Raw genomic sequence first — 25956 nt, forward strand, 5'->3', positions numbered from 1 at the left:
TATTTTACTTATAACGAACCATGAGCTCTACTGTAAGCTCAAGATTACTAACATGTGTATCTTGTATAACGATGGACTCATCTTGATTTGAGGAGTCCAACCATTCCGATAATAAACCGGTATCTATTATTGTTCCACTAAAATCAAAAAAGAAACGAACTTCTGTGTCTGTCGGATGGATGGAAATACTCAAATGATTCTCTGTACCATTTTGAACGGATTGGTCCAATATTGTAAAAAATTGTTTACACCAATCTTTTATCAATTCATCAACATGTTCTAAGTTATATGTATCCCCTAGTACTTCGAATTCAAGAGAGAAATGATGCGAATCCCAATTATATGTTAGCAAGTAACCTGCTAAGTTTGGGAGCTGTAGATTAGTCAATTTCGCTTCATTTTGTGTTTCTATTACAATTTCTTCGATAATTTCTTTCACTCGGTCAACTCGTTGTAGGGCTAAATTCCCCTTTATCAGTTGTAATTTATTTAACCAATCATGGCGAGAGTGTCTTAAAATATCTACAATATTCCAATCCTTCTCATTCATGGTCTCCCCCCTTATCGTCCAGCGCAGGAAAAACTTTTTGCCGTTCTATATATTAGGTTTATTTTATTAAGATAGTTGCTTTCTATATCTGTTTGCTTTAACAAAAATTTATATGTAAACAACGCTTTAATATTGATATTATAACAGACAATCTATAAGAAAAAAATAAACTCTAACCTAACAAGGCTAGAGTTTATGATAGGGTAAATTTTATGCTTCTTGAGCAGCTGGGTATACACTTACTTGCTTACGGTCACGGCCAAGACGTTCGAACTTAACCACTCCATCAACCTTTGCGTATAGTGTATCGTCACCACCACGACCAACGTTTAAACCAGGGTAAATCTTAGTACCACGTTGACGGTATAGGATTGAACCACCAGAAACGAATTGTCCATCAGCGCGCTTAGCACCAAGGCGCTTTGAGATAGAGTCACGTCCGTTCTTTGTAGAACCTACTCCCTTTTTAGATGCGAAAAACTGAAGATCTAATCTTAACATTCTTTCCACCTCCTACCTAACTTCTTCCGTAATGTTTATAAAATCCGTATAGGATCTCTCTATTGTCCTTAGTGAAACAAGCATACCTTCCATTAAGAAAAGAACCTTCTCCAGCTTGTCCCCATCAGTAATAGACGGAATAACAAAATGAAGAAAACCACTCTTTCCTTGTTCAACATGAAGTGCAATACCACACAGTATTTCTACTGCGTTTGCTGCACCAAATGTGACAGCAGATACCCCTGCACAAACAATATCTTTTCCAGGCTCATCATATTCAGCATGACCAGAAATCGTGACCGACTTTAGCTGCTGAGTAGAGGCTCGGTTAATTGTAACTTTAATCATTCAGTTAAACCTTACCCGTTGATCTTTTCGATGACAACTTTAGTGTAAGGTTGACGATGACCTTGCTTACGGTGTTGGTTCTTCTTAGCCTTGTACTTGAAGATAGTTAACTTCTTTCCACGACCTTGCTTTTCAACCGTAGCAGTTACAGTAGCTCCTTCAACTAGTGGGCTACCAACTTTAACATTGTCACCACCAACGAAAAGAACCTTGTCAAATGTAACAGTCTCACCTTGATCAGCGTTTAATTTTTCAATGTAAACTGCTTGACCTTCTTCAACTTTAATTTGCTTACCGCCAGTTTCAATAATTGCGTACATACTTGCACCTCCTCATTATACCCAGACTCGCCATCGCAGGTATGTAGGCTTTCACCAACATTTATTACCTGTTCTGTGCGGTTGTAGCACGGGTGCGCTACAAACAATAACATATCGATGTTATCATAAGATAATCGACTAGTCAATCCTTTTCAAACGGGATTGTATGTCTGCAATTGAACCGATATGCCGAATATGATAGCTTGGCTTTGGTGCGATTAGACTGGTCATTACAATCTCCATATGGAGTTTATTTTTCAATCCTTCAATAAGAATCCCTTGGTTTTGTTGGAAAATTGTCATTACATCTTCCGTTGCCTCAACCCATATCCCTTCTTCATCTCTGCCTCTTAATTCAAGCAGTTCTCGTTCTAGCTTATACGCCAAAACTTCCTTTGCAGGAACATGCCCATTTCCACATACTTGACAATCTTGTGATTGCTGGAAGTTCACATTCTCCCTCACTCTTTTTCTTGTCATTTCTAAGATTCCGAGTCTTGTAAATCCGTACACGATGGTTCTCGTTCGATCTTTTTGTAACTCCTGATTGAAGACTTTCTGAATCTTATTCTTTTCGGCTTCTGATTTCATATCAATAAAATCAATTAAAATCATTCCGCCTATATCACGTAGACGTATTTGCCGCGCAATTTCAAGCGCTGCTTGCTCGTTTGTTTTTAGAACAGTATCCTTTAAGTTTGTTTTCCCCGTAAATTTCCCTGTGTTTACATCAATAACTGTTAAAGCTTCAGTATGTTCAATAATTAAATAAGCTCCGTTCGATAGCCAAACAATTTTACTTTGCAATCGCTCAAGCTCTGCCTCAATTTGATGATGGCTAAATATATTCTCTCGCTCTTGGTAATACACAACCTCTTGATGCGGATACATGATTTTTAGCTCCTGATACACATTAAAATCATCAACCAGCATCTTCTCAATGCTGTTTATCCCAACTTCATGTATAACTTTTTCAAATTGATTGGATTTACTTTTTAATAGCGTTGGCTTTTTTAGCTGTTTATATTGCTGCTGCAACTTCTCACTTTCAATTCTAAGTCTAGAAAGTTCATCTTTAATTTGAGAAAGTTCCACTTGTTCAGCTGCCGTTCGAACGATCACACCTTCGTTCTCCGTTAAATATAATTGAAGTTCTTTTTTCAAACTCAAGCGGATTTCTTCGTTCATTTTCTTAGACACAGCTATGTACTGTCCGTTAGGAAGATAGACAACACATTGTCCGGATAGTTCTATGATATTGGAAAGCTTAGGACCTTTGTTCCCTACACTATTTTTTTCGACCTGTACAAGAAGTAATTCGCCTTCACGGACAAATTCACTCACGTTTTTCTTCCTTTTCTCTTCTGAAGATAACGAGAGTAAATGATAGCTTAAAAGTTGATCTCTATGTAAAAAACCATTTCGCTCTAATCCAATATCTACGAAAACAGCCTGCATCCCTGGTAGTACCTTTGTCACGCGACCCGCATAAATATTTCCACTAATATCCTCAAGGCCTGGATGCGAAAAATAAAATTCCACTGGCTGATCATGTTCTAATACGGCAACCCTCTTTTCAGAGCTGTTAACATTCATCACTATTTTTCGTTTCATTACATCACCACATTTCTTGATTAAAAGGTTGATAAAAAAATACAACCAGCAAAGTAAGTAGTTTCACTTTACTGGTTGTATAGAGGGAAAGTCAATAATCATGAATAAGATCTCGGATACTGCCTGACGTTTGCTTTTCTGAGAAATACGCATGCAATAATTCATTTTCATCCAGTTCAAACCGTTTTTTATTATTTTCTTCAATGACAATCGGGTGTTTATAGCCACGACAAAACATTGAGAGCACATCAATAATTGAGTCTGCTTCTTTTACAATTAAAGGCTTAAGCTTCAAGATATTTCGCTGCTTTCCATAGTACCTTTCTAGCAAGAACCTGATGTATACATAGGAGCATTGCTTCCATTCTGTATAGAGGGAAAAGACCAGGAACATAAAAATGACCCACATATTAAGCTGATAAGGCTCTATGATAAAAGCAACAGTAGCTAAAATTAGCAAAACGGAGCAAGAAGAAAGAATCGTTAAACGGTGTGCTTTGGCAAAGGAAAACTTCATTGAGTAAAGAAGAAAAAGTAGCTTTCCCCCGTCAAGTGGCCAAATTGGGAGTAAGTTAAAGACTAAGATAATGATATTATGATACATAAATAGCTCAAAATTGTGGGAAGTAATCAGTTCCAGCTCATACAGAAGAAAAGCAAGTCCAGTTAACCAAACATGTTGCAACGGACCAGCTAAAATAACGAGCAGTTCTTCCTTTAATGGTCGATTGCCATGCTCATCTAGTTCTACCACTCCACCAAATGGAAGCAACTCAATCCTCTTAATTCTCCAACGAAAAAAAAGAGCCATTGAAGCATGGCCCATTTCATGACAAATTACAATCAAAAAAACCATCAACAGTTCCTTGAAGTGGGCGGTTATAATACTAATTCCGATAATAAACCAGAATAATGGGTGTACTTTCCATTTTTGCGCTAATAACCAAACATGTTTACTCAAAGTTGATCACCTGAATAGGGTCGATAAAACTATCCCCCTTTTTGATTGCGAAATAAAACATACCATTGACTCCATCAGAATTGTTTGTAACAGTTCCTATCTTTGTGCCTTTTTCAATATAATCATAAAGTAGCACGTCTGTTTTCTCTAGATTTCCATACCAAGATTCTGTTCCATCACTGTGTTGGATGATAACTGTAATCCCACCAACCTCAGGTTTCGTTCCGATGTACTCAACAGTTCCTTCGTAAATGGCTTCAGCCTGTGAATTATTACCGGTTGTTTCAATCATAATTCCTTGGCCGTTCTTCTCGAAATTCTCAAGAATTTTTGTACTTAACACGGGTAGCGCATAATTAGGTGCATTCCCAGCAGGCGTTTCCTTATCAATTGTGGTTGGTAATAATGCTAATGGTCTTCCGAACTGATCTTCATACCATTCTGTCACGGCTGCAAATTGAAACTCACTTTCCATCGCTTTGTTAACAAAATGACGGGCGGAATCAAAGCGTGAAGACCCATCCTTAAACATAATGGCAATAATTAACAACAAACAAGCTGCACCAAGTATCTTAAACATAAACCATTCTTTTTGAAATAATGGATGCTGGTTAGAACCACCTCCACCTTCATATGTATCAAACGGTGCAACTCCAAAACGTTCCTCATCTCTTACATAAAAGTTTGGTTGTCCTTTTCCTTTGCGAGGAGATTGACTTTGAGTTGGTTGTCTCTCCTTTTTTCGCTTTGCTATTCGCTTACGAATTTCATCCGCACTTCTGCTCATGAACACATCATTCCCTTAGCTAGAGTTTGTACATTTTATGACTTGTCCTCTACAGATATGCGAAAAAACACAAGAAAAACCCACAATCATTTTTTTGATTGTAGGTTTAAGTTAATGGGATGAAAAGTAGTTACTCTTTTTTCTAATTTTTTATAGTGTAACAATTGATGCTGAACTCTCTTTTCTGTATATTGAATCAACCCTATATTATTCTCTGTATCTAGTATCTGTTTATTTTCCGTTGAATGATAACGGATTAGCTCTTTCCAACGATAAGATGATAGATCTCCTGGCTCATCCTCTTTCTTAAGCTGAAAAGCTTCAGTACAATAACGATGGATTTCTTTGTTTTTTCGTTTTAATGCATTTAAACGGATTACCCCTTTAACGAGGCTTCCCCATAATCCTGTAAAACTTAAATTATGCATAGGGCTACTTGTAAACTGAAGTACATGAGCCTTCTGTCCATTACTAGTTTTGATGTGGGATGTCACATTTGAAGCATAATGAACATCACCAGATAAGATGAAACACTCACTAGGATTCCAGTGAAGAATCTGATCAATAAATCCAGTGAAACCTTCTCCATTATATTTCCAAGCTTCATAGTCTATAACCTCATGAATCGGAATACCAATTGCTCTTAATGGTAAGGCATAAGAATGAAGTGCTGATTCAATTAACCCAATTCCGTATAACGGAGGGGGTGACGCGATAATAAGACGCTCACCGCTTATCCATCCACTTCTACGTAGTGAATGGGAGAGCTTCTTCCATGCTTCTTCACTTACTAGATTTGGTCCCCTGACTGTCTCTTCCATCATGCCACCGATTTTTACAGGCTTTGGGGGATAGGTGTATTCCCGCTTTGTTCGAGTATCAATGAACAATACCCTTGGCTCTGTAGGTGTAACAAAGTGCCAAGAATCATAGTTCCATAGATCATGAATCCATCTTCTGTACTCATTGGATTGAACAGAATAAGAATGACAGTACCTTTCTATGGTACTTAGAAAAGGATCACTATATGAATCAGGTTCATTGCCCCACCCTTGAAATGCCCAGTAGGCCCCTAAACCATTCGCTACTACATGACGTCCAAGTTCAGAGCTCCAAACATTTTTCTTCCAATTATGCGATAGATTCCAATCATCTGTTATATCATGGTCATCAAACATCATATAAGTCGGAGTATTGGCAAGTAATCGTCTAATTCTTGGTAAAACATGCAGATTCTCCTGTATATCTGTCCATTGCTCCTGAAATCGTTCTTTATGCTGCTCGTATTCTTTTTGATGCTCTGAAAGGGTTCCTTCTTCTTTAGGAAATATAAAATGATAAAGCTCCTTCTCCATACAATCTTCAAAGCTCAGCAATAGTTCATTTTCTACTGCATATTCCCATAGCTGTGGCCCCCAAGATAGTAAATACATAGCAGCATATTCCCCAAACTTGATTAAATGATTATGTGCATGCATGGATGTAAACTGACAAAAATGTTCCATCACATACTGTCTTCCATGAATGTAGTTAATAGAACTATTGTATGGTTCTTCATCAAGTCGTTGATCAACTAACGAGAGAGATTCTTGTGGGCCGACTAGTTTTTTACTTAGTAATCTGATAAGTGGAAAGACTGGATCAGCAACATCATCTGCATAAATCTGATCCCCCAGTAAGAACAGAGAATGAGGACGCTCTTGAAGTTGATTAAACGTCTCCTCCAACTGAAGATCGGCACTTGCTAGAGCATGCTCCCCTTTTCCATGCAGCTTATTACAGGAACCGTATAAGAAACTCCCACTATTCCCTGAGCGTATTTGAAAGGTTGGATAGTTCATATCACCATACACAATTGAATGCGGATTCTCGGAATCTAGCAAACCAAAACTATTCAAATCTACCGTCTTAGACCTCCGAGTAAACAACAGATTATATCCTAATAATGTATTCGTTGGAAAAAGTTGATTCATTGGCTTAATCGTAATGAGGTGGATATAAAGTCGCTTACCAAGTTTTATCGTTTCTGTATGGGTCCGGTCACTTATGAGGTGATATACATTTTCTTTATTTCTTCGTTCAATTTCGTAAAGTTCAGCCCCCATTTGAAAACGACGACTCGTCGCAATCCAAATGGTCACACTCGATTTGTCTACTCTCCTTAGAATGGGTCCTGAGAGGATCTTAGGAAGTTTCATCTAACCACCACCGAATTTGTTTGCTATAGCATATTCATAAACGGGGTGGACTGTGAGTTAGTTGAGGAGGTTGAGGTAGTTGCACTTGCGGGTGTCGGTGCATAAATGTTGAAATCGACGCATATTTTCCGAAACTCACGCATATCCCGCATCACACCTACTCTGTAAACCCTCCTAACAACAAAAAAAGACTGCCGGCACTCATGTCCATGCAGTCTTACGTCTATTTATCTTATTCCGAAGAACTTTTTCACCTTTGTAAATACGCCCTTTTCTTCATCTAATAGCTGAAGTGGTACCGACTCACCAAGGATTCGTCTTGCAATATTGCGGTAGGCTATTGATGCTTTGCTTGTTGGATCAAGCGCGATTGGTTCACCACTGTTAGATGCTTTAATAACACTATCATCATCTGCTACAATACCGATTAAATCTATAGCAAGCACTGACACAATCTCATCTACATCTAACATTTCTCCGCTTTTCACCATATGGTTTCTTATACGGTTGACAATTAGCTTTGGTGATTCAAGGTCTTCCTTCTCAAGTAAACCGATAATGCGGTCTGCATCACGTACAGAAGAAACCTCTGGTGTTGTAACGACGATTGCCTTATCTGCACCTGCTACTGCATTTTTATAGCCTTGCTCGATTCCAGCAGGACAATCAATAATAATATAATCATAGTCTTGTTTTAATTCAGTAATAAGCTTTTTCATTTGCTCAGGTTTTACAGCCGATTTATCAACTGTTTGAGCAGCTGGAAGTAAGTATAAGCATTCAAAACGCTTATCTTTAATTAACGCCTGATGAACTTTACATCTCTCATTCACTACGTCAACAAGATCATAGATGATCCGATTCTCAAGCCCCATCACAACATCTAAATTACGCAATCCAATATCAGTGTCCACTAAACATACACGTTTTCCTGATAAAGCTAGCGCCGTGCCGATATTTGCTGAAGTAGTTGTCTTTCCTACTCCACCCTTACCAGATGTAATAACAATAGCCTCTCCCACATTACATTCCCCTTTCTAATCTCGTCAAATTCGGTCTAAGTTGTGATAAAACTTGTAAACGGTCGATCACGATTTGTTCATCTTTATTTATATAGGCACATTCCATTTCATTTCGTTCTTCTTGTGAACGATCTGGTGCTCTATTGATAATGCTTGCAATTTTGAGCAGTGTTGGCTTCATCACGGAAGCAACAACGACTGCTTCCTCATTTCCACCGGTTCCCGCATGGGCTTGTCCACGTAACGCCCCCATGATAAAAATATTACCACCTGCAATGACAGTTCCGCCAGGGTTGACATCACCTACTAATAATAAATCACCCGGAACTTCTAACACTTGACCGGATCGGATCATTTTACACACTGTGCTTACTTCTGTTTGCTTTTTCCATTCTAGCGCTTCAGCTACAGTGACCACTTCACTATCTATAGAACCAATGACTAGATTCTTCTTTTTTCCAATGAGAGAACCTAGTACTTCTTCTTGTTCTTTTGATATGTATCGAGTCCCAACCTTTACATGAACGACAATATGAGGTCTGTCTGGTTGTGTTTGTTGATTTGCTGACAGCTTTTCCTCAATTTCTGATAATAGCTCCTGAAACGAGCAGCGATCATCGAGATGTAACGTTAGGCCATCCTTTGTTCCTTTGATTGTTACATATTGTTGCTTAGTCCCCATCACTTACGCTCACCTCATACAATAAAATTCGACAGGCGGACTGTATTTCCCTTTTTCCCATCACAAAATCTTTAGCTGTCTATCTCAAATTCATTCCTTAACACAGCCAAAAATATAGAATAAAGCTGAGTCTATAAAGACAGAGCTTTTAGCCATCTCTATCTACTTACTATTCCAAATGATATACGAAAACAGCCTTTATCATTTCCTACGTATAAAAAAACTTGGCTACCCGCCAAGTTTTATTTTACATTACTCGTCCTTATTTGTATCAATAATTTTAAAAAATTGTTTTCGGAGAGGGACAAATAATAAAATAACAAAAGCAAAATTTAAGATTAACGTAGGGAGTAAGCGAATCATGAGAAAGTCCTCTAGCGTTATCGTTGTCGTTTTAATTAACAGCATAATGCCATAAACGAAAAAATCTAATACACTTATACTAAGCAAGCTCACTAACGTAACCGTAAAAATATTAATATGGAAAAGCTTCATGATGACTGATACACCATAGGCCAAAAACGTATAAGCAAAAAGATAAACACCTATTAAATCGGTGTACATCAAATCATATAATAGGCCAAGAATAAATCCGTAGGTCATCCCCTTAGTGGTTGTAGTGAACATTGTTACTATTACAATGACTATCATGACAAACCTTGGAACCATCACGCGTTCCATATTAAACATCTCAGAGGGTAGTACTTGAACAAAAACACTTTCTAAGAAAAAGCAAAGAAGAGCTAGAGTTGGGAGAAGCCACTTTCTCAATTCTCTTCCACCTCTTCCTCCCCAGTTGTGTCGGCATCACTAACCATCGTTCGATCTACGACGATCACATGATTGATATCATAGAGGTTTGCTGCTGGTTCGACATATGCCGTTTTCGTCAGTCCATCATCAGCTGGAAATACCTCAAGTACAGTACCAATAACCAATTCTTGAGGAAACACTCCTCCCAAACCAGATGAAATAACGATATCTCCCTCTTGAACATCTGCGTCATATGGAATCCTTTTGAATAACAGAGCTTCTCTTACGTTATCATAACCTTCAATAACGCCTAACGTTTTCTCTCTGTCCTTTCCTTGAATAATCGCAGAAATTCGATTTGTTCGAGCAGGCGCACTTAATAACTGTACAGTAGATGTAAAGGGTGAAACATCCTGTATCTTCCCTATTAATCCCTCTGACGTAATGACCGCCATATTTGCTTCAATTCCGTGGTTACTTCCTCTATTTAAAGTCAAAATTTCATGCCAACGATCAGGGTTTCTAGCAATGACAGTTGCCTGTATGGGTGTATAGTCTCGGATACTCTCGGTTTTGCCAAGCAAATTACGAAGCTCTTTATTTTCTGCCTCTAGCGTGGAAACTTTCACAGATAGCTCTACGTACTCTTCCAGCTTAGCTTTTAATTCTTCATTTTCTTTATATGTATCTTTTAGTTCATTTACATCTTGGAAGAAATCTTTCAAGCCGTTAGCTGGATAATGAAAAATTCCGGCAACCCAGCCCATGGAATCTCTTAAAAACTGTTCTGGTAAGGTTAACTTCTCCCGGTCATTTATAGAAAAACCAATCAATGCCACTAAAATAATAATACTAACCAGCAAAATGATAAGTCGTTTATTTAGAAAGAACTGTGGCATGATTAACACCCTCTTTATCCCCGAATTAAAAACAAAAGGCGCAAGCGCCCCGGTTAGCCTCGACTAGCAAATGTTTTAGGTGCTTGAGCTTGTTTACCAACACCTTCTGACACTACAAGAGACCTAAGAAAGATCTTAGGTCACTCTGCTAATACTTTCGATTGCTATATTTTGCCTTATTTTTAAATATATCAATATTATCAAGTGATTTTCCAGTCCCAATTGCTACACAATCTAAAGGATTCTCTGCTACTAGTACAGGCATACTTGTTTCTTCACTAATTACTTTATCAAGGTTTCGAAGTAATGCGCCTCCACCTGTTAAAACAATTCCACGGTCCATGATGTCTGCTGCTAATTCTGGCGGTGTCTTTTCTAGTGTTACCTTTACCGCCTCAACAATAGCCGTTACCGTATCCTTTAAAGCTTCTGCTACTTCATTTGCAGAAATGGCAATTGTTTTCGGTAATCCTGTAAGAAGGTCACGACCACGGATCTCCATATCTTCAATTCCCTCTGGTATTCCGGCAGATCCCGCTTCTACCTTTAACATTTCAGCTGTTCTCTCACCAATCATGAGGTTATAGTTCTTTTTGATATATTGCATGATGGCCTCATCCATCTCATCTCCAGCAATTCGAATGGATTGGCTTGTAACAATACCACCTAGTGAGATAATCGCAACCTCAGTTGTTCCTCCACCAATATCAACAACCATACTACCAGTAGGCTCCCAAACAGGAAGATTTGCTCCAATTGCTGCAGCAAATGGCTCTTCAATCGTAAACGCATCTCTAGCACCAGCCTGTTTCGCTGATTCAATAACTGCTCTTTCCTCAACTTCTGTAATACCAGATGGTACACATACCATCACATATGGCTTACCTGAAAAAAGGCTCTTATTTTTTAGAGCTTGTCTAATATAATATTTAATCATGGTGGTCGTTGTTTCATAATCAGCAATAACTCCATCCTTCATCGGACGAGTTGCAATGACATTTCCTGGTGTACGACCAATCATGTTTTTCGCATCATTACCAACTGCAACAATTTGTTTAGAGTTTGTCTGTACCGCGACTACAGAGGGCTCGCGTACAACAACCCCTTTTCCTTTTACATATACGAGGGTATTAGCCGTTCCTAAGTCAATACCAAGATCTCGAGTACCAAGCATGTATGTATCTTCCTTTCCTAACCATTATAATGTGATGATGGCACCTGACATGCTCTTCTTTAAAGTGTATGTTCTATAACTATAGGTATGTTTACTTCCTATGTATGATACTATCTGTTCACGAAAAAACTCATAACTAGTATTATATAGGAAGTGTCCTAAAAAGCATAGTACTTACACATATCCTTTTTCTTTTAAACTGACATACTTTTGATCACCAATAATTAAGTGATCTAGCAGTTCAATACCAATAATTTTTCCACATTCCGATAACCGTTTGGTCACTTCTATATCCTCTTTACTTGGTGAGGGATCACCACTAGGATGGTTATGCAAACAGATAATAGAAGCTGCCGAGCGCTTAAACGCTTCTTTAAACACTTCGCGCGGATGAACAATCGATGCATTTAGACTACCAATAAAAATAGTCTGACGGTGAAGAACTTGATTCTTCGTATTTAAGTATAGACACACAAAATGCTCTTGAGACAAAAAGCGCATTTCTTCCATCATATAATTCGCCCCATCCTCTGGGGTTCTTATGACATAACGATCATCATACTGCAGCCTACCGACTCTTCGACCAAGTTCTAGTGCAGCCATAATTTGAATCGCTTTTGTCTCGCCTATTCCTTTAATAGAAGTAAGTTCTTCAATAGTAGCATCTTTTAGTAATCGTAACCCTTCAAACTGAGTTAACAATCGGTTTGCAAGTTGTATAACCGATGACTCTTTTGAACCTGTTCTTAGCAAGATCGCTAACAGCTCTTGATTAGAAAGGCTTGTTGCCCCGTCCTGCACTAGTCTTTCACGTGGTCGTTCGTTTTGTGGAAAATCGCGAATCATCAATGAAGAGCTTTGAACCAAGTAACCAATTCCCTCCTTTTATACTGTAAATCCTATTTTCGCTAATTCCCGTTTTAATCTAGAAATGGGTAGCCCAACGACTGAAAAATAATCCCCTTTTATCTCTTTCACAAAAAGTGAACCTAAGCCTTGGATTCCGTAAGAGCCTGCTTTATCAAACGGCTCTCTACTTTCAATATATTGACTTATTTCATCCTCAGAAATCGGCCAGAAGGTGACATCAGTCCTAACGTAAAAAGAGCTAGGTTGTCCGTTTACTACGATAGACACTCCCGTTAACACATAATGAGTGTTTCCTGAAAGCATTCGCAACATATGTTTAGCATCCTGCTCATCTTTGGGTTTACCCAATATCTGTGAGTCATACACAACGATTGTATCTGCCCCTACCACATAGGAAGACGGATACTGTTTTGCCACGTCCATGGCTTTTTGCTCTGCCAACGAAAGAACGGTTTCTTCCGGTGTGACAGATGGATCTATTGTTTCTTCAATAGAGCTTGAAAGAACATCGAATGTAATGCCGAGGTTTGTCAGTAGTTCTTTTCTTCTTGGAGATGAAGAGGCTAAAACGAGGTGTTGCATGTCATCACCTTACTTTACTGTTTAGTTATGAAGGAAGATACGAGCATATCGTAACATTCCTTCTTCAATCTTACAATTTATCAAAAATCGATTTTTACCACATTTTAGTCTTTTCAAGACTACCCTATTTTATGATAAAAAGACATAAAAAAAGGGAAAAACGTCATAATATACGCTTTTCCCATCTTGAATATGTCCGTATTTCGACAAATTCTGTTAATTCTTTTGGCTCAAAATCCAATTTTGGTATTCCTGTAACCCTGTTAACAGAGCTTGCTGTGATTTCCAAAAATCTGCATCAGCCGATGATTGTTGGTAAGCTTCAACGATTGGAAATGCCACTTTTACCGCTTTTACAAAGTTTGATTCTGATTCTACAGAGGCCAGTTGATCATATGTAATCTTGATGTTTGCCCAAGCTTCAGTCTCAGGTATGTTTGTATATTTATTAGAGGTAAAGACGACTAACTGATGTAGCAATTTCCCTGCTTCCTGTATAGCAGGGTCACCTTCTTTACTCACTTCTGGGAAGGTGAAGGACTTCACATAGGTGTCCTGTCCTATTGCTTCATAAGGGGTACTCATTGATTTCCCCGCTAAATCGGATATTCCTACCCCTAAAAAAAGCAAGTATTTACCATCCTGCTGAATAACAGTACCTGCAAAGCCTTTTCCCTTTAAATCCTCAATAACAGGCGTAGCTGCTTCTGCTGATGAGAGAACTCCACCTTGTACAACAAATACATCTATGGCTGGTATCGTAATAGGTGCAGAAGCGGCAGGAGCGTTTGCAGGTGTTCCATCCGTTTCCTCACCTTCTTTCGTCTCACCTGGCTGAACTGTACCAATTGCTTGTTGTGCCCCATCTTCCGTAAATAGATGAAGCACCACCATACCAAAGCTTGTCCCGATGACTAACGCTGATAAAATAGAGAGGATTAGCGCTTTATAAGGATATTTAGGATGATTGCTTTTTTTCTTTCCTGGAATGGAAAGAGCTCCAATAATCGGCTTTTTCCGTTTATTTTCAATAGGAACAAGTTTGTCGTATTGAAACTCTTTCTTTTCTTGATGCTCAGGTAGAATCCATTCAAACTCTCTTTCCTCATTTGCTGCAGCTATTTCATCTTCTGCTAGTTCAGAAGCATAAACGAATTCAGGAGGTTCCCGGTCCTCATGTTGTTCAGGCTTGGGAAATTCCTTTGGTTTCGTTACCTTTACCTCTTCCGCTGTCGCCTCATAAAACGACCGTTCTTTCCCATTAATTTTAATGGTCACTCTAGGCTTGTCCATGTTACACACCTCCTAATGTGTCGGAAAATCGTGAGAATACTTTTTCCAACTGTACCATATTAGAAAAAAAAAATAACAAGACATTTGTCGTCTTGTTATAGAAGGTTTTCGTCAATATTTGCAAAACTAGTCTAGTGGAATCTTTAAGACTTGTCCTACTACTAAATAATTACTAGATAAATCATTGTAATCTCTAATCTTTTTTTCGCCACTTCGATCTTGGTAATATTTCTGTGAAATCAGATACAATGTTTCACCGGCTTGAACAGTATGCTCAATTACATTCGTGCTACTATTACTAGAGGTATTACTTGACTCACTTTCCTCGACTTCTTGTTCTTCTTCAGTTGATGGGAGAAAAGGGTTCTTCTTTTTACTTGGTTCTGGTGTCTCTAATGGTGGTAACTCATCCTTCAAATCTTCCAATCCTGGAAAATAGTAAGTGGAGATAACTACGGTATACTTTAATGTATTAATGGTCTGATCCTCAGAAGTTAGCTCCGGTATACCTGCAAATGTTAAGGCTTTCACCCTAACAATACGAGGTAATAACTCAATCTGCTTGAGGAACTCCTTCATTTCAAAAAAAGTCGGTGATTCTACATTTAAGGTTACTTCTACTTGTTCTAGCCCTAAAGTAGTTAGAGCAGTCTCCTCTTTAGTTTGCTCTGATTGCTCCGTTGTCGATTCTTCCTGGCTTTCTTCCTTATCTTCTGTCAATGATTCCGATCTTTCAGAACGCGCCTGATCCTTCTCTAGGAATTGTTGATATTGCTCTAACGTATTTTCTACGGAGAAGGTACCATCTGAGAAACTCATACTAGAGATAAAGCTATCAGATATTGTTTCAGCTTTCTCCAAATCAAGAATGAGCTGTTCAACTAACGGATCGACAGGCAACTTTTCCTGTAAAAGAATTGTGCTACTAAGAGTTTGTTCCTCAACAGCTTCAATCTTTTTTTGTAATTGTTGTACTTGCTGTTCTTCTACCTGTAATGATGAGGAGAGAACGGCCTGCTCGCTATCCCATTTTGATGAGAATAAAAGATAAATACCTGTATAAATAAGTGCAATCACGATTACAGCAAACATCAGAACTTTAATTTGCTTTGGTGTAAAACGGAGTATCATTATTCTCCCTCCCTTTGCAACTCTAGAATACTAGGAATATTTAAAGAAAGGTCATAAACTGCCACGTATCTTGGAATATAAGTTTCATTTGTTACGTTTTCTTTAATGACTATTTGATCAGTATTTTCTAGGTAAGGGTTGGTTAACAAACTAATAATTTTTGCCTCACTAAAATAGTCAGAATCCTTCAGTTCTTTTAAGTAATACGCAGATTCAATAGATGTATCAAACTGGATGGTTAACTGCATACGGTCTTGGTCACTGTAGCTATAAGTTGAAATATATCCTCTTTGTGGTAACAACGCTGTTAGATGCTCCAATATCGGAACTGATTTAACTGAAGTTGCATCCATCCACTCAATCGTTTGCTCCAATTGGTCAACCGACTCAGAAATTTCAAAGCTTGCTAGCTTTTGTTCATAGGTAATTTTTAACTGCTGCTGTTTGTGTACGGAATCTTGTAAAGCTTCTATTTGTTGTTGTGCCTCATTTTTTTGTACAAAAAAGAGACCAATAAGCACGAAAAGTAAAAGAATCGGCACAATGATTAACACGACACTAGCAAAATTTTTCAACTCTTTTTTAGGTAGTAGATTAATATCTATTAACATGGTGCTACACCTCTTTTAATGCTAGGCCTACAGCCAGCTGAAACCCATCTGTAAGATCATGTTCACGCAGAGCTCTCGACATTACTAAAGGAGCGATGGGTACTTCCACTCTCTCCTGAAGGTCTCCTGTGATCTCTCTAATTTTGGGATGGTCTCCCGTTACCACAATTTTCGTTACTTGCTTTCGCCCCTGATTTAACGAGAATCGATAGAAGCTTAAAATCCTCTCGATTTCCTTATACGTATCATTCATTTGACTTTTTAACTCAACAGGGTCCCCTAAGTACGTATATTTGCCTTCTTCTACCCTCCATAATTTTGAAGGATTATCAAGGACAAGATGTCTCATAAAGATAGGTTTATATTCTTCAAAAATACTGAAGTTAACAGATTTCTGATCATACTGAACGAGTAATAAACGTTCATCTGTCGCTGCCTGGTCCATTATATAATAAAGACGATATAAGCTGAGTGGTGAGATATCAGCGGCGATTGCTTTAAGTCTAAGCTCTTGAAACATCTCTACATATTCTTGAATGACTTCTTCTGGAGAGGCAAATAAAAGAACCGATTTTTTCTCCTCGCTTACTTCCACTACTTCAAAGTCAAGTATAGGATCTTCGAACGGAAGATGAATGCTGGAGCCTAACTCAAATTGTAAGTATCCGTGTATTTCTTCATCCGCAAGGTCCGTCGGAACATCTACTTTCCGAATAACAACAAATGAATCAGGAACAACGAAACGAATTTTGCGTTTCTTAATACCCCAATCTTGAATACACTCTTCTAATATCATGAGAAGGGTCTCTTGGTCTATGATTCTACCTTCTTTAATTAAGCCATCCGGTAAATAACGTTCACCTTTCTTTAACACAGAGATCGGTGAAACCGTTTTTAGCTCAACAAAGCGAATGACATGATCTTTAATAATAATATTGATGGGCTTATGTCCTCTAGGCATAATGGAAAAGACCATTGATAAGACCTCCTAACTAAAATCCATTTACAATAAAAGTAATATACCAGGTTATTAAGGTTTCACCGAAAAAGTAAGTAATTAGCGCTCCGAGCACAATCGACGGACCAAACGGGAACGGTTCTTTTCGCTTTACTTTACCAAGGGCTAGTCCGATTGAAGCGATGAACGTCCCAATGAGAGTAGATAAAAAGAAAGCAACGAGCACGAGCTTCCAACCTAGAACAAGTCCGATAACACCGAATAACTTCATATCGCCACCACCCATGCCACCTTTACTAGCAAGGATAATTATCATGAGTAGTAGAATTCCAACTGCTCCGCCTAGTAATGAATCCCACCAAGGTGTTAATGGTGATAGAATAGTTCGTGCGAGTAAAAGAATCACTGCGAACACTAGTAAAACCTTGTCTGGGATAATCATATACTTTATATCGGATACAAACACAATCATTAATAGAGAAATAAAGGCCCACGCAATAAAAAGTTCAACACTCCAACCAAGAAGGAGTGGGGCAAGAACAAACAAAATCCCTGTTGTAAGCTCCATAACAGGGTATAACGGTGATATTTTCACACCACAGGAACGACAAGCACCTCGTTGAGCTAAATAGGAGATCACGGGGATTAGTTGTAGGGGAGTTAACGTTTGATGGCATTTCGGACAGGCAGATCTTGGTGTCACAATCGACTGATTGAGTGGCACTCTAAGGCCGACTACGTTGTAGAAGGAACCAAGGACGAGTCCGATGATGAAGATGTAGGTGTAGAGGAATAGTGTCATGGGGTACCTCCTGGGTTATGGGAAAGCCCCCTTTTAGGGGGCTAATTTGTTGAGATCATTATTAATTTTATTGTTGTGTCACTACTTTTTCAGTCTTATTAATTAATGCATCTTCTGTTATATTGTCCGTGTCACTATATTTAAGTAAAGGAGCAACATCATGTCCTTGAATTGAAAATACTCCGTCATTTACATTAACTGTAAATGAATCATCTTCTGCATTATCTACATAAGCTTCAAGTTCAGTTTGGTCATATGGAGCTTTAGAAGGATCTGCAGCATATGCAATCTTAGCACCATTAATAATTTGGATAGCTTCTGCTATTACAGCATCTTTCTTAGTATTGTCAATAATCTTCCCAATAGCCGGCACAGCAATCGCAGCAATAATTCCTAAAATAACAACAACAGCAAGTAATTCAATGAGTGTTAAACCTTTTTGGTTTTTCCACATTTTACGTAGGTTACGTAACATCGCGCTCTCTCCCTTTTTAACTTTAATAGTTTTTAATTTTTATAGAAAACTAGGTCTATTGACCTCATTATACAACAATGAAATTGTAGAAAAAACTAATATTTTGTGGAATTAGTAGTTTATTTTATTAAATATGTCAAACATCGGCACAATAATGGCTGTTACGATGGTTCCTACAATTCCAGATAAAAGAACAATCATGATAGGTTCAATTAATGATTTTAGACGGTCTGTAGTACTTTCTACTTCTTTTTCATAGAAGTCTGCTACTTTTCCTAACATCGCATCGAGTGATCCCGTTTCTTCACCAATTGCAATCATCTGTGTAACAAGTGGTGGGAAAGCCCAGTGTTTTTTCATCGGCTCTGTTAAAGAAACCCCTCTCTCAAGCGAGTTTCTAGATTCACTAATGACCTTTGCCATCACTTCATTTTCAACGACATTTTCTACAATGGACATGGCCTGCAGTATTGGAACGGAGCTTGAAAAGAGTGAACTCAACGTTCTCGTCATTCTGGCAATGGCTGCCTTTTGGAACATAGGTCCAAAAATCGGGATTTTAAGCTGAATATAATCTAGATAGTACTTTGTACTCTTTTCCTGTCGTAACAGCATTACTAGACCGTACATTAGGAAGATGACTAACACGACCAACCACCAAAAACGTTGCATGAACTCACTAGCACCTAAGACAAACTGCGTAATTAACGGTAACTCTGCATTAAATCCTTCAAACATACTCACGAATGTTGGTACGACTTGTACAAGTAAAAATATAACCACCGCAAGCGCAATAACAGCTACAACCAACGGATACGCAAGCGCAGATATAATTTTTTGCTTTGTGTAATGCTGCTTCTCGTAATGATCTGCCAGTCTTTCTAGCGTTTCATCAAGGGTACCACTTGCTTCTCCAGCTCGGACCATATTAATAAACATGGGTGTGAACACCTTTTTATACTTGTTTGCTGCTTGGGATAGAGCAAGTCCCGATTGCAGGTCTTCTTCTACATTAAGAAGAATTCTCTTTAGAGCTTTACTTGCTGTTTGCTGAGCTAATATTTTCGTAGCATCAACAACGGAAATTCCAGCCTTTAAAAGAGTAGCAAACTGTCGTAAGTAGATAACAAAATGTTCGAGCTTAACAGGGTTTCCGAAGGTTAATTCTTTTGTAAGGAAGTTTTCTTTTACTTCCTGTATTTCAAATATACGAAAACCTTGTTCACGAAGCTTTATCATTGCCTCACGCTTAGAAGGACTTGAAACGACTCCTTCTACTTTACCGGAGGATGAGCGTCCTTGGTATTTATATCTAGGCATCTATATCATACTCCTGTAGATATTGTTCTGCTATTTCTCTTGCGATTAACCCCTCTTGTAAGTACTCTTTAATACTCATCTCAATGGTGTGCATTCCTGCTGCTCGACTTGTTTGCATGACACTCTTAATTTGATGGATCTTTTCGTTACGAATTAAGTTTGCCACCGCTGAATTGTTTATCAAAATTTCAGTGGCACCCACTCTCCCAGTTCCATCCTTTTTCGGAAAAAGACGCTGTGAAATAATGGACACTAACACAGAGGCTAACTGGATTCTAATTTGTGGTTGCTGATTAGCTGGAAAGACATCAATGATTCGATCAATCGTAGAAGGTGCACTAGACGTATGGAGTGTACCAAGCACAAGATGACCTGTTTCAGCGGCCGTTATCGCTGTATGAATGGTCTCTAAATCCCGCATCTCACCGACTAAAATGACATCTGGATCCTGTCTCAGTGAAGCCCTTAATCCATTTGCAAAGTTCTTTGTATCAAAGCCTATTTCACGCTGATCAATAATACAGTTTCCATGCTTGTGTAAATATTCAATCGGATCTTCAAGTGTAATAATATGCTTTCTGTAGGTTTGGTTTAAGTATTGAATCATGGCAGCAAGAGTCGTTGACTTCCCGCTTCCTGTTGGTCCCGTTACTAATACTAATCCCTGTGGCTTGGCTACTACCTTCTTTAAAATATCTGGTAACCCAAGCTCGTCTAAAGATGGGACATTTGTCGGTACAATCCTAACCGCCATTGCTACACATGATCGTTGTCGATAGGCGTTAATACGAAATCTAGAGATACCTGGAATACCGTAAGAGAAATCTAGTTCTCCTCTTTCTAAGAAAGAATTCCACGTATCACTAGGGATAATTTCCTTCGCCATACCTTCTGTATCTTCAGGCTTCAGTGTCTCTTTTCCGTATCTTTTTAATTCCCCGTTTATCCTCATAATCGGCTGTATTCCAACCGTTAGATGGATATCTGATGCTCTCAACTCAAAAGCTGCGCGTAAAATATGTTCAATCCGATCTTTCATATATCGTCACCTACTCTGGAAGTACAACACGTAATATTTCTTCTGTTGTTGTTAAACCTTGCTTTACCTTTAGTAGCCCATCATCAATTAAAAAGATCGTTTTATGCTTAAGGGCTAAATCTCTTATGTTAGCGAATGATTCTGCATTTAGTATATTTTTTCTCAGCTCGTCATTCATAACGAGTACTTCATGAATAGCCATACGCCCTTTATATCCAGTCATATTACAGGTTGGACAGCCTTTTCCCCGGACAACCGTATCAATGGTTAACCCACGTTTTTGGAAAATCTCTTGCTCTCGTTTTGTAGCAGGTTCTGGTGAACTGCAGTCACGACATACCTTACGAACTAATCGCTGAGCTACAATCCCAGTTAACGAAGAAGCAACTAAGAACGGCTCGACTCCCATATCTATTAATCTCGTAATGGTTCCAATAGAGTCATTGGTATGCAGGGTACTTAACACTAAGTGACCCGTTAGTGACGCACGAATGGCTACTTCTGCTGTCTCTTTATCACGAATCTCCCCGACCATAATGATGTTAGGATCCTGTCTTAAAATGGCTCGTAATCCCTTGGCAAAAGTCATACCGATATTAGAGTTAACTTGGATCTGGTTTATACCTTCTAGTTGATATTCTACCGGGTCCTCAATCGTAATAATGTTAACCTCTTCTGAATTTCGCTTATTTAAAGCTGCATATAATGTAGAAGATTTCCCTGACCCAGTAGGACCTGTAATTAATACAATACCAGTCGGTTTCTCAATAATTTGTGAAAAACGTTTTAAGTTCAACTTATTGAACCCTAACTTTTCTATATCATTTAAGGCACTACTTAGATCCAATATACGCATTACTACTTTCTCACCGTAAACAGTTGGGAGAGTAGAAATACGTAAGTCGATAGGATGGAAATCTAAATTAAGCTTAATTCTTCCATCCTGTGGAATTCGGTGCTCTGTAATATCAAGATTAGACATAATCTTAATTCTAGCGATTAGCACACTTTGCATATGCTTTGGTAATGTTCGTTCCGTTCTAAGCACCCCATCCACTCGGTACCTAACAAGCACCTTCGTTTCTTGAGGGTCAATATGAATATCACTTGCCTTTTGCTGAACCGCATTTTGTAGAACTTGGTTTACAAGCCTTACAATTGGGGAATCTTGGTCTTTTACTTCTTCCTCTTCTATGTTAGGGCCAGATGACATATCAGAGAGCATTTCTTCTAGGCTTTCATCAATTTCATAGTACTTTGTAATGGCTCTTAAAATATCATCCTTTGAGGAAATCGCCGTTTCTACTTGGAATCCTGTTGATAAACGCAAATCATCAATAGCAAAGAAGTCCATAGGGTCTGCCATTGTGACAAAGAGTTTATCACCTTCTTTTTTCAATGGCATAATGAGCTGTCGTTTTGCTACTTCCTTTGGGACAAGATTTTTTAATTTAGGATCAAAGGGATACCGATATAAGCTTACATGAGGTATCCCTAGCTGAAACTCTAGTACCTCAATGAGCTGTGTTTCGGTTACATACCCTTGTTGGAGGAGAGCATCTCCAAGCTTTTGACCATCGCTTTTTTCACGTAAGGTTTGCTCCAGCTGTTGCTCCGTTATAAGCCCCGCTTCAACAAGTAAATCCCCTAATCGCTTCCTTGTCGTCTGTTTCATTTAATCCCTTCTTTAACTAGGTTATTATTTTTCAATGGGTTCATCTTCTTCTGTCTGTTGCTCCGAATCTTGCTGTTCGTCTGTTTCCTGTTGTTCATCTTCAGAGTTTTCCGTTTCTGAATTCTCATCTTGTTCTTCGTCCGAGTCCGCATCAGAGCTTGTTCCAACTTTAACTGCTGATTTCAGACTATGGGACTCCACAGTATGAATAGGTGAATAGTAATCCATGGCTACTTCTTGCTTTTCTAGAAGTTGCCCCTTTTGATCAAGCTTGTGACGCATAATCGTTGCTGATAGGCCCTGCTTTCCCTTATTTACAATCTTCTTTTGACCCGACGGAAGATCTTGATCGTACTGAATAATCACCTTCTGTTCATGAGTCTCCACATTTATGACTTCAATCTTATACTGATATAATAATGGTAGACCAATAACAGCTGCCTTCAATCCGTCCGAAACCGTTTGAATTTCTATTACATATTCAGTCGTATTAGGATTATAGATAACAAAGTCGTAGGTGTCTGTCACCATTGCATCAAATCCAAGTTCCGCGTACGTAGGTAACTCTGGACTCAAGTGACGCTCCACGATGGTAAAATTAGTTGGGAGGATCGCCTTGTAAATAAGTGTAGCTATAACACTAGCCGTATCGTTCGATATATTTTGGTCATTTAATAGTGTTTGGATTGAAAGCTCACTATTGGCCGGTATGCTGATTTTTGAGAAAGAGCTTAAAAACGTGTTAGTGTCAATTTCACTAGGGATATTCTTCACGCTTGCTTCAGATACTGTCGTAGTAGCAAGAGTATCTGAATGGAAAAAGTCCTCTATCTTTAGAGTTTTGACATCCTCTAAGTTTGAAGCTGCATCTTCTAGGTCTTGAAGTAAGCCTTCTATATTAATTTCTTCTATGCTTAAAGGATTTAGTAAATCTACTATTTCAAACTCTAATTCTTGACGTGAGACAGCTACGATGAGCTTGTTTTGTTTTCCTTGTTCAATAGTAACCAAGCTTTGATCGATAAGGAACGTAAAGAAGTCAGGTTGAACGGTATAACTTTTTCCATTGTAAGAAAGGATCAGTTCCTCTTGTTCCTTCCAAACGTTGGTCTTCTCTGTAAGGGTTTGAAGAGCTTCCACATCCGTCAGTCCGGAAATATTAACCGGCCCTACATATGTGTTTTCTTCATAGAATTTTCCTTGTGTTGAAACGGTTGTATACACAGCATGACCAACTTGTGATATTGAAAATAAAAACAGGGTGCTTATTGCCATACTACTAAATAGTTTTAGAAAACTTGAGGTATCCACCTATACTCCTCCTAAGAGCTAATCTACCTTTTATTACTATCAGTAAAAATTAACTCTTCTATTTCAACTTCTGTATCTTTACTTTCTATCTGTTGATTTACAGCTTCTTTATATAATTCCTTGTACAAACGAAGTTCTTCATCATCGAGTTCGGAATCAGCTACATCTTCGTTTAAAGTTTCGGTTACTTTTTCAGTTCTTACCTCCGGGAATTCCGTTAACTCAGGTATAGATTCTTCATCATATTTTGAATCTATTACCTCTTCACTTATACTAACTGCCGCTTCTGCTCTCGCTTGTAAAAACTCTTCTTCGAATTCAATATGAGGCAGTTCGACCTCTTCTTCCATGATAGGGTTAATGATTGTAGTTACACTCTCTTTTTCTTCACCGAAGTTTTCCTTCTCAACTAAAACATCTTCATCAACAATTGAAGATGATTGCTCTTCTTCCTCTGCTACATTCTTTAACGGCTGCAGTTTGCCTTTTACTTTCGTTTTTTCTTCTTGTTTACGTATTTTTCCACCTATTTTTTGCTCTACTAAATAACTTACAAGCAAGGCAAGGACAATCATTATTAGCACAGCCTGCCAAATCGGAATTAAACTTTTCGCTATCAGGCCAAAGCCAGACAATAAAAGTGCTATTACAAGGATTACCGTTTTTCCATGCGTACTATATTTATTGGGGACAAGAAACAGAATAATACCAAGTAATAAAGCTCCTGCAAAGAAGAACATTATTTCACTCATAACTACACCTCAATTTTCCAATTAAACTAGTAAGTAACATCAAACTATTTTACTATTTTTCACTTAATCTTATTGTATAATAAACTTATGGAATTTGAAAGAAGGTGTCATATTATGCTTAATATTGTCAAAAGTAATTCAAAGGGGTTTACGCTGCTTGAAGTTCTTGTCTCCATTACCATATTGAGTATTGTGTTAATTACCCTTCTGGCCTTCTTTACACAAGCTTACTCTTTTACTAACATAAACAAAGATAAAACAGTCGCGTTAAACATTGCTAGAAGTGTTGTGACTTATATAGAAAAGCAAAACTTTCAATACTTACAAACTTTTCTTGAAGAACAGGTAACCGCTAGTAATACGGAAAATGACGAAAAAGGAGCATTCGTTCGGATAAACGGCGAATCCTGTGACAATCGAATCAATATTAATAAAAATGGTCAGACATACAATTTCTCACTTTTTCAGGAGACCTCCAGCTGTGAGCTTGTGTTGACTCCGACAATTAACGGTCGTACTTATAATTCGGATGAATATTTTGTTACTGTCAAACTCCGACCCACACCGTTACTGCCTTCTGGTGATCGGGATCCTTTAACTGATTATCTTTTACATTTTGATGTAGAGGTGAATTGGGGAAGTTCAGCACCGATTCTAATTAAAGGGGTCGTCTCTAATGAAATTAATTAACCAAATAAAACTTCTCTTCATAGACCAAAAAGGGTTTTCCTTAATAGAACTACTTGCTGCACTAGCAATCTCTTCTATTGTTATCACTTCTATTTATGGGGTTTATTTTACTGGGATAAAAGCCTATAAAGTAATTGGGGTAGAGGGCCAGATAAGAGACGAGGCGGATTATGTTATTGCCAGAATCATGAACTCTATTTATGAGTTATCACCTGATACAATTAGACCATGTACAACAGAAGCCGGAGTCGAAATAGACAACTGCTATCGATTTATTAATGATCAGAAGCTTACGGTTTCATCGAGTGATAATCAGTTAGTAGAAGAAGTTCAAAAATCCAATGATGAAGTAACAGTAAATGAATTAAAGCTAGAGAGTGAACAAATTCTGTTAAACAATGAACCTTTAAACGTCACCAACATTTCCATAACGGATGGTGATTCAAGTAGCATAGATGATTCTTATATTCAATTTTCTTGCACCAATTATGAAATAGATTTGAGTTCTAACGAAAAACGCTGTATTAATGGTATCTTTGACATTCAATTAACTCTAGAAAATAAAGATTATGGACCAAATAACGATTTATATGTAAAGCCCCTTACTTTAACAAGTAAGTTTGGATATTAAGGAGGCG

Annotated in this window: 28 protein-coding genes and 1 other annotated feature; of the genes, 2 read left to right on the forward strand and 26 right to left on the reverse strand. The window is 38.2% G+C overall.

All coding sequences use genetic code 11. The features are described from left to right. Positions 1-4 precede the first annotated feature (4 nt). The 26 genes from LT143_RS05345 to LT143_RS05470 all read right to left on the reverse strand — a co-directional run bounded on the left by LT143_RS05345 (position 5) and on the right by LT143_RS05470 (position 24628). Positions 5-550 carry a Spo0B C-terminal domain-containing protein gene (locus LT143_RS05345; RefSeq protein ID WP_246940811.1) on the reverse strand — a complete coding sequence of 182 codons (546 nt, stop codon included), beginning with the start codon at positions 548-550 and terminating at the stop codon, positions 5-7. Positions 551-760: 210 nt separating this feature from the next. Next, complete coding sequence (rpmA, locus tag LT143_RS05350; RefSeq protein WP_246940814.1) at positions 761-1051, reverse strand: 50S ribosomal protein L27; 291 nt, start codon at positions 1049-1051, stop codon at positions 761-763. A gap of 12 nt (positions 1052-1063) precedes the next feature. Next, the gene (locus tag LT143_RS05355) at positions 1064-1399 is read right to left on the reverse strand and encodes a ribosomal-processing cysteine protease Prp (protein ID WP_246940817.1); all 336 of its coding nucleotides are present in this window, start codon (positions 1397-1399) and stop codon (positions 1064-1066) included. 11 nt (positions 1400-1410) lie between these two features. Then, positions 1411-1719, reverse strand: coding sequence for a 50S ribosomal protein L21 (rplU, locus tag LT143_RS05360; RefSeq protein ID WP_246940820.1), 309 nt, complete (start codon positions 1717-1719; stop codon positions 1411-1413). A gap of 13 nt (positions 1720-1732) precedes the next feature. Beyond that, positions 1733-1812 (reverse strand) — a sequence feature (ribosomal protein L21 leader region). 45 nt (positions 1813-1857) lie between these two features. Next, complete coding sequence (locus tag LT143_RS05365) at positions 1858-3333, reverse strand: Rne/Rng family ribonuclease (protein WP_246940824.1); 1476 nt, start codon at positions 3331-3333, stop codon at positions 1858-1860. Between the two features lie 91 nt (positions 3334-3424). Continuing rightward, positions 3425-4294, reverse strand: a complete 870-nt coding sequence (locus LT143_RS05370) for a M50 family metallopeptidase (protein WP_246940825.1) — start codon at positions 4292-4294, stop codon at positions 3425-3427. Continuing rightward, positions 4287-5081 carry a M23 family metallopeptidase gene (locus LT143_RS05375; RefSeq protein ID WP_246940830.1) on the reverse strand — a complete coding sequence of 265 codons (795 nt, stop codon included), beginning with the start codon at positions 5079-5081 and terminating at the stop codon, positions 4287-4289. The genes LT143_RS05370 and LT143_RS05375 overlap by 8 nt, the downstream gene beginning before the upstream one ends. Before the next feature lie 86 nt (positions 5082-5167). Further along, positions 5168-7279, reverse strand: a complete 2112-nt coding sequence (locus LT143_RS05380; RefSeq protein WP_246940833.1) for a metallophosphoesterase family protein — start codon at positions 7277-7279, stop codon at positions 5168-5170. 227 nt (positions 7280-7506) lie between these two features. Further along, entirely contained in the window at positions 7507-8301 is a 795-nt protein-coding gene (gene minD, locus LT143_RS05385; protein ID WP_246940836.1) for a septum site-determining protein MinD, read from the reverse strand. A 1-nt stretch (position 8302) separates the two neighbouring features. Continuing rightward, complete coding sequence (minC, locus tag LT143_RS05390) at positions 8303-8983, reverse strand: septum site-determining protein MinC (RefSeq protein ID WP_272495694.1); 681 nt, start codon at positions 8981-8983, stop codon at positions 8303-8305. Between the two features lie 252 nt (positions 8984-9235). Further along, entirely contained in the window at positions 9236-9754 is a 519-nt protein-coding gene (gene mreD / locus LT143_RS05395) for a rod shape-determining protein MreD (RefSeq protein WP_246940841.1), read from the reverse strand. Further along, positions 9751-10635 (reverse strand): rod shape-determining protein MreC, encoded by an 885-nt coding sequence (gene mreC, locus LT143_RS05400; RefSeq protein ID WP_246940844.1) that lies wholly within the window; start codon positions 10633-10635, stop codon positions 9751-9753. The genes mreD and mreC overlap by 4 nt, the downstream gene beginning before the upstream one ends. A gap of 148 nt (positions 10636-10783) precedes the next feature. Beyond that, positions 10784-11809, reverse strand: coding sequence for a rod shape-determining protein (locus tag LT143_RS05405; RefSeq protein WP_246940847.1), 1026 nt, complete (start codon positions 11807-11809; stop codon positions 10784-10786). 174 nt (positions 11810-11983) lie between these two features. Continuing rightward, positions 11984-12655, reverse strand: a complete 672-nt coding sequence (radC, locus tag LT143_RS05410; protein ID WP_246941519.1) for a RadC family protein — start codon at positions 12653-12655, stop codon at positions 11984-11986. Between the two features lie 39 nt (positions 12656-12694). Next, positions 12695-13261 (reverse strand): Maf family protein, encoded by a 567-nt coding sequence (locus LT143_RS05415; protein ID WP_246940850.1) that lies wholly within the window; start codon positions 13259-13261, stop codon positions 12695-12697. Positions 13262-13477: 216 nt separating this feature from the next. After that, on the reverse strand, positions 13478-14554 hold the full coding sequence (locus LT143_RS05420; RefSeq protein WP_246940853.1) for a hypothetical protein: 1077 nt from the start codon (positions 14552-14554) through the stop codon (positions 13478-13480). A 126-nt stretch (positions 14555-14680) separates the two neighbouring features. Continuing rightward, on the reverse strand, positions 14681-15685 hold the full coding sequence (locus tag LT143_RS05425) for a LysM peptidoglycan-binding domain-containing protein (RefSeq protein WP_246940856.1): 1005 nt from the start codon (positions 15683-15685) through the stop codon (positions 14681-14683). Beyond that, positions 15685-16296, reverse strand: coding sequence for a PilN domain-containing protein (locus tag LT143_RS05430; RefSeq protein ID WP_246940859.1), 612 nt, complete (start codon positions 16294-16296; stop codon positions 15685-15687). The genes LT143_RS05425 and LT143_RS05430 overlap by 1 nt, the downstream gene beginning before the upstream one ends. 4 nt (positions 16297-16300) lie before the next feature. Continuing rightward, positions 16301-17272 (reverse strand): type IV pilus biogenesis protein PilM, encoded by a 972-nt coding sequence (gene pilM, locus LT143_RS05435; protein ID WP_246940862.1) that lies wholly within the window; start codon positions 17270-17272, stop codon positions 16301-16303. 16 nt (positions 17273-17288) lie between these two features. Beyond that, positions 17289-18056, reverse strand: coding sequence for a prepilin peptidase (locus LT143_RS05440; RefSeq protein ID WP_246940865.1), 768 nt, complete (start codon positions 18054-18056; stop codon positions 17289-17291). Between the two features lie 67 nt (positions 18057-18123). Continuing rightward, positions 18124-18531, reverse strand: a complete 408-nt coding sequence (locus tag LT143_RS05445; RefSeq protein ID WP_246940868.1) for a prepilin-type N-terminal cleavage/methylation domain-containing protein — start codon at positions 18529-18531, stop codon at positions 18124-18126. 111 nt (positions 18532-18642) lie between these two features. Next, positions 18643-19851: a type II secretion system F family protein gene (locus LT143_RS05450; RefSeq protein ID WP_246940871.1), complete on the reverse strand. Its 1209-nt coding sequence runs from the start codon at positions 19849-19851 to the stop codon at positions 18643-18645. Next, a complete protein-coding gene (locus LT143_RS05455) occupies positions 19844-20890 on the reverse strand; it encodes a type IV pilus twitching motility protein PilT (protein ID WP_246940875.1) in 1047 nt (348 codons plus the stop codon). The genes LT143_RS05450 and LT143_RS05455 overlap by 8 nt, the downstream gene beginning before the upstream one ends. A gap of 10 nt (positions 20891-20900) precedes the next feature. Further along, positions 20901-22565 carry a GspE/PulE family protein gene (locus LT143_RS05460; RefSeq protein ID WP_246940878.1) on the reverse strand — a complete coding sequence of 555 codons (1665 nt, stop codon included), beginning with the start codon at positions 22563-22565 and terminating at the stop codon, positions 20901-20903. Between the two features lie 24 nt (positions 22566-22589). After that, positions 22590-23876 (reverse strand): VanW family protein, encoded by a 1287-nt coding sequence (locus LT143_RS05465; RefSeq protein ID WP_246940880.1) that lies wholly within the window; start codon positions 23874-23876, stop codon positions 22590-22592. A 23-nt stretch (positions 23877-23899) separates the two neighbouring features. Then, on the reverse strand, positions 23900-24628 hold the full coding sequence (locus LT143_RS05470) for a hypothetical protein (protein ID WP_246940883.1): 729 nt from the start codon (positions 24626-24628) through the stop codon (positions 23900-23902). 114 nt (positions 24629-24742) lie between these two features. Here LT143_RS05470 and LT143_RS05475 point away from each other — a divergent pair, with 114 nt between their 5' ends. Continuing rightward, the gene (locus LT143_RS05475) at positions 24743-25318 is read left to right on the forward strand and encodes a type IV pilus modification PilV family protein (RefSeq protein ID WP_246940886.1); all 576 of its coding nucleotides are present in this window, start codon (positions 24743-24745) and stop codon (positions 25316-25318) included. After that, positions 25305-25949: a PilW family protein gene (locus LT143_RS05480; protein ID WP_246940889.1), complete on the forward strand. Its 645-nt coding sequence runs from the start codon at positions 25305-25307 to the stop codon at positions 25947-25949. The genes LT143_RS05475 and LT143_RS05480 overlap by 14 nt, the downstream gene beginning before the upstream one ends. Positions 25950-25956: the final 7 nt, after the last annotated feature.

Source organism: Bacillus pinisoli (assembly GCF_023036475.1).
Classification (GTDB): domain Bacteria; phylum Bacillota; class Bacilli; order Bacillales; family SA4; genus Bacillus_BS; species Bacillus_BS pinisoli.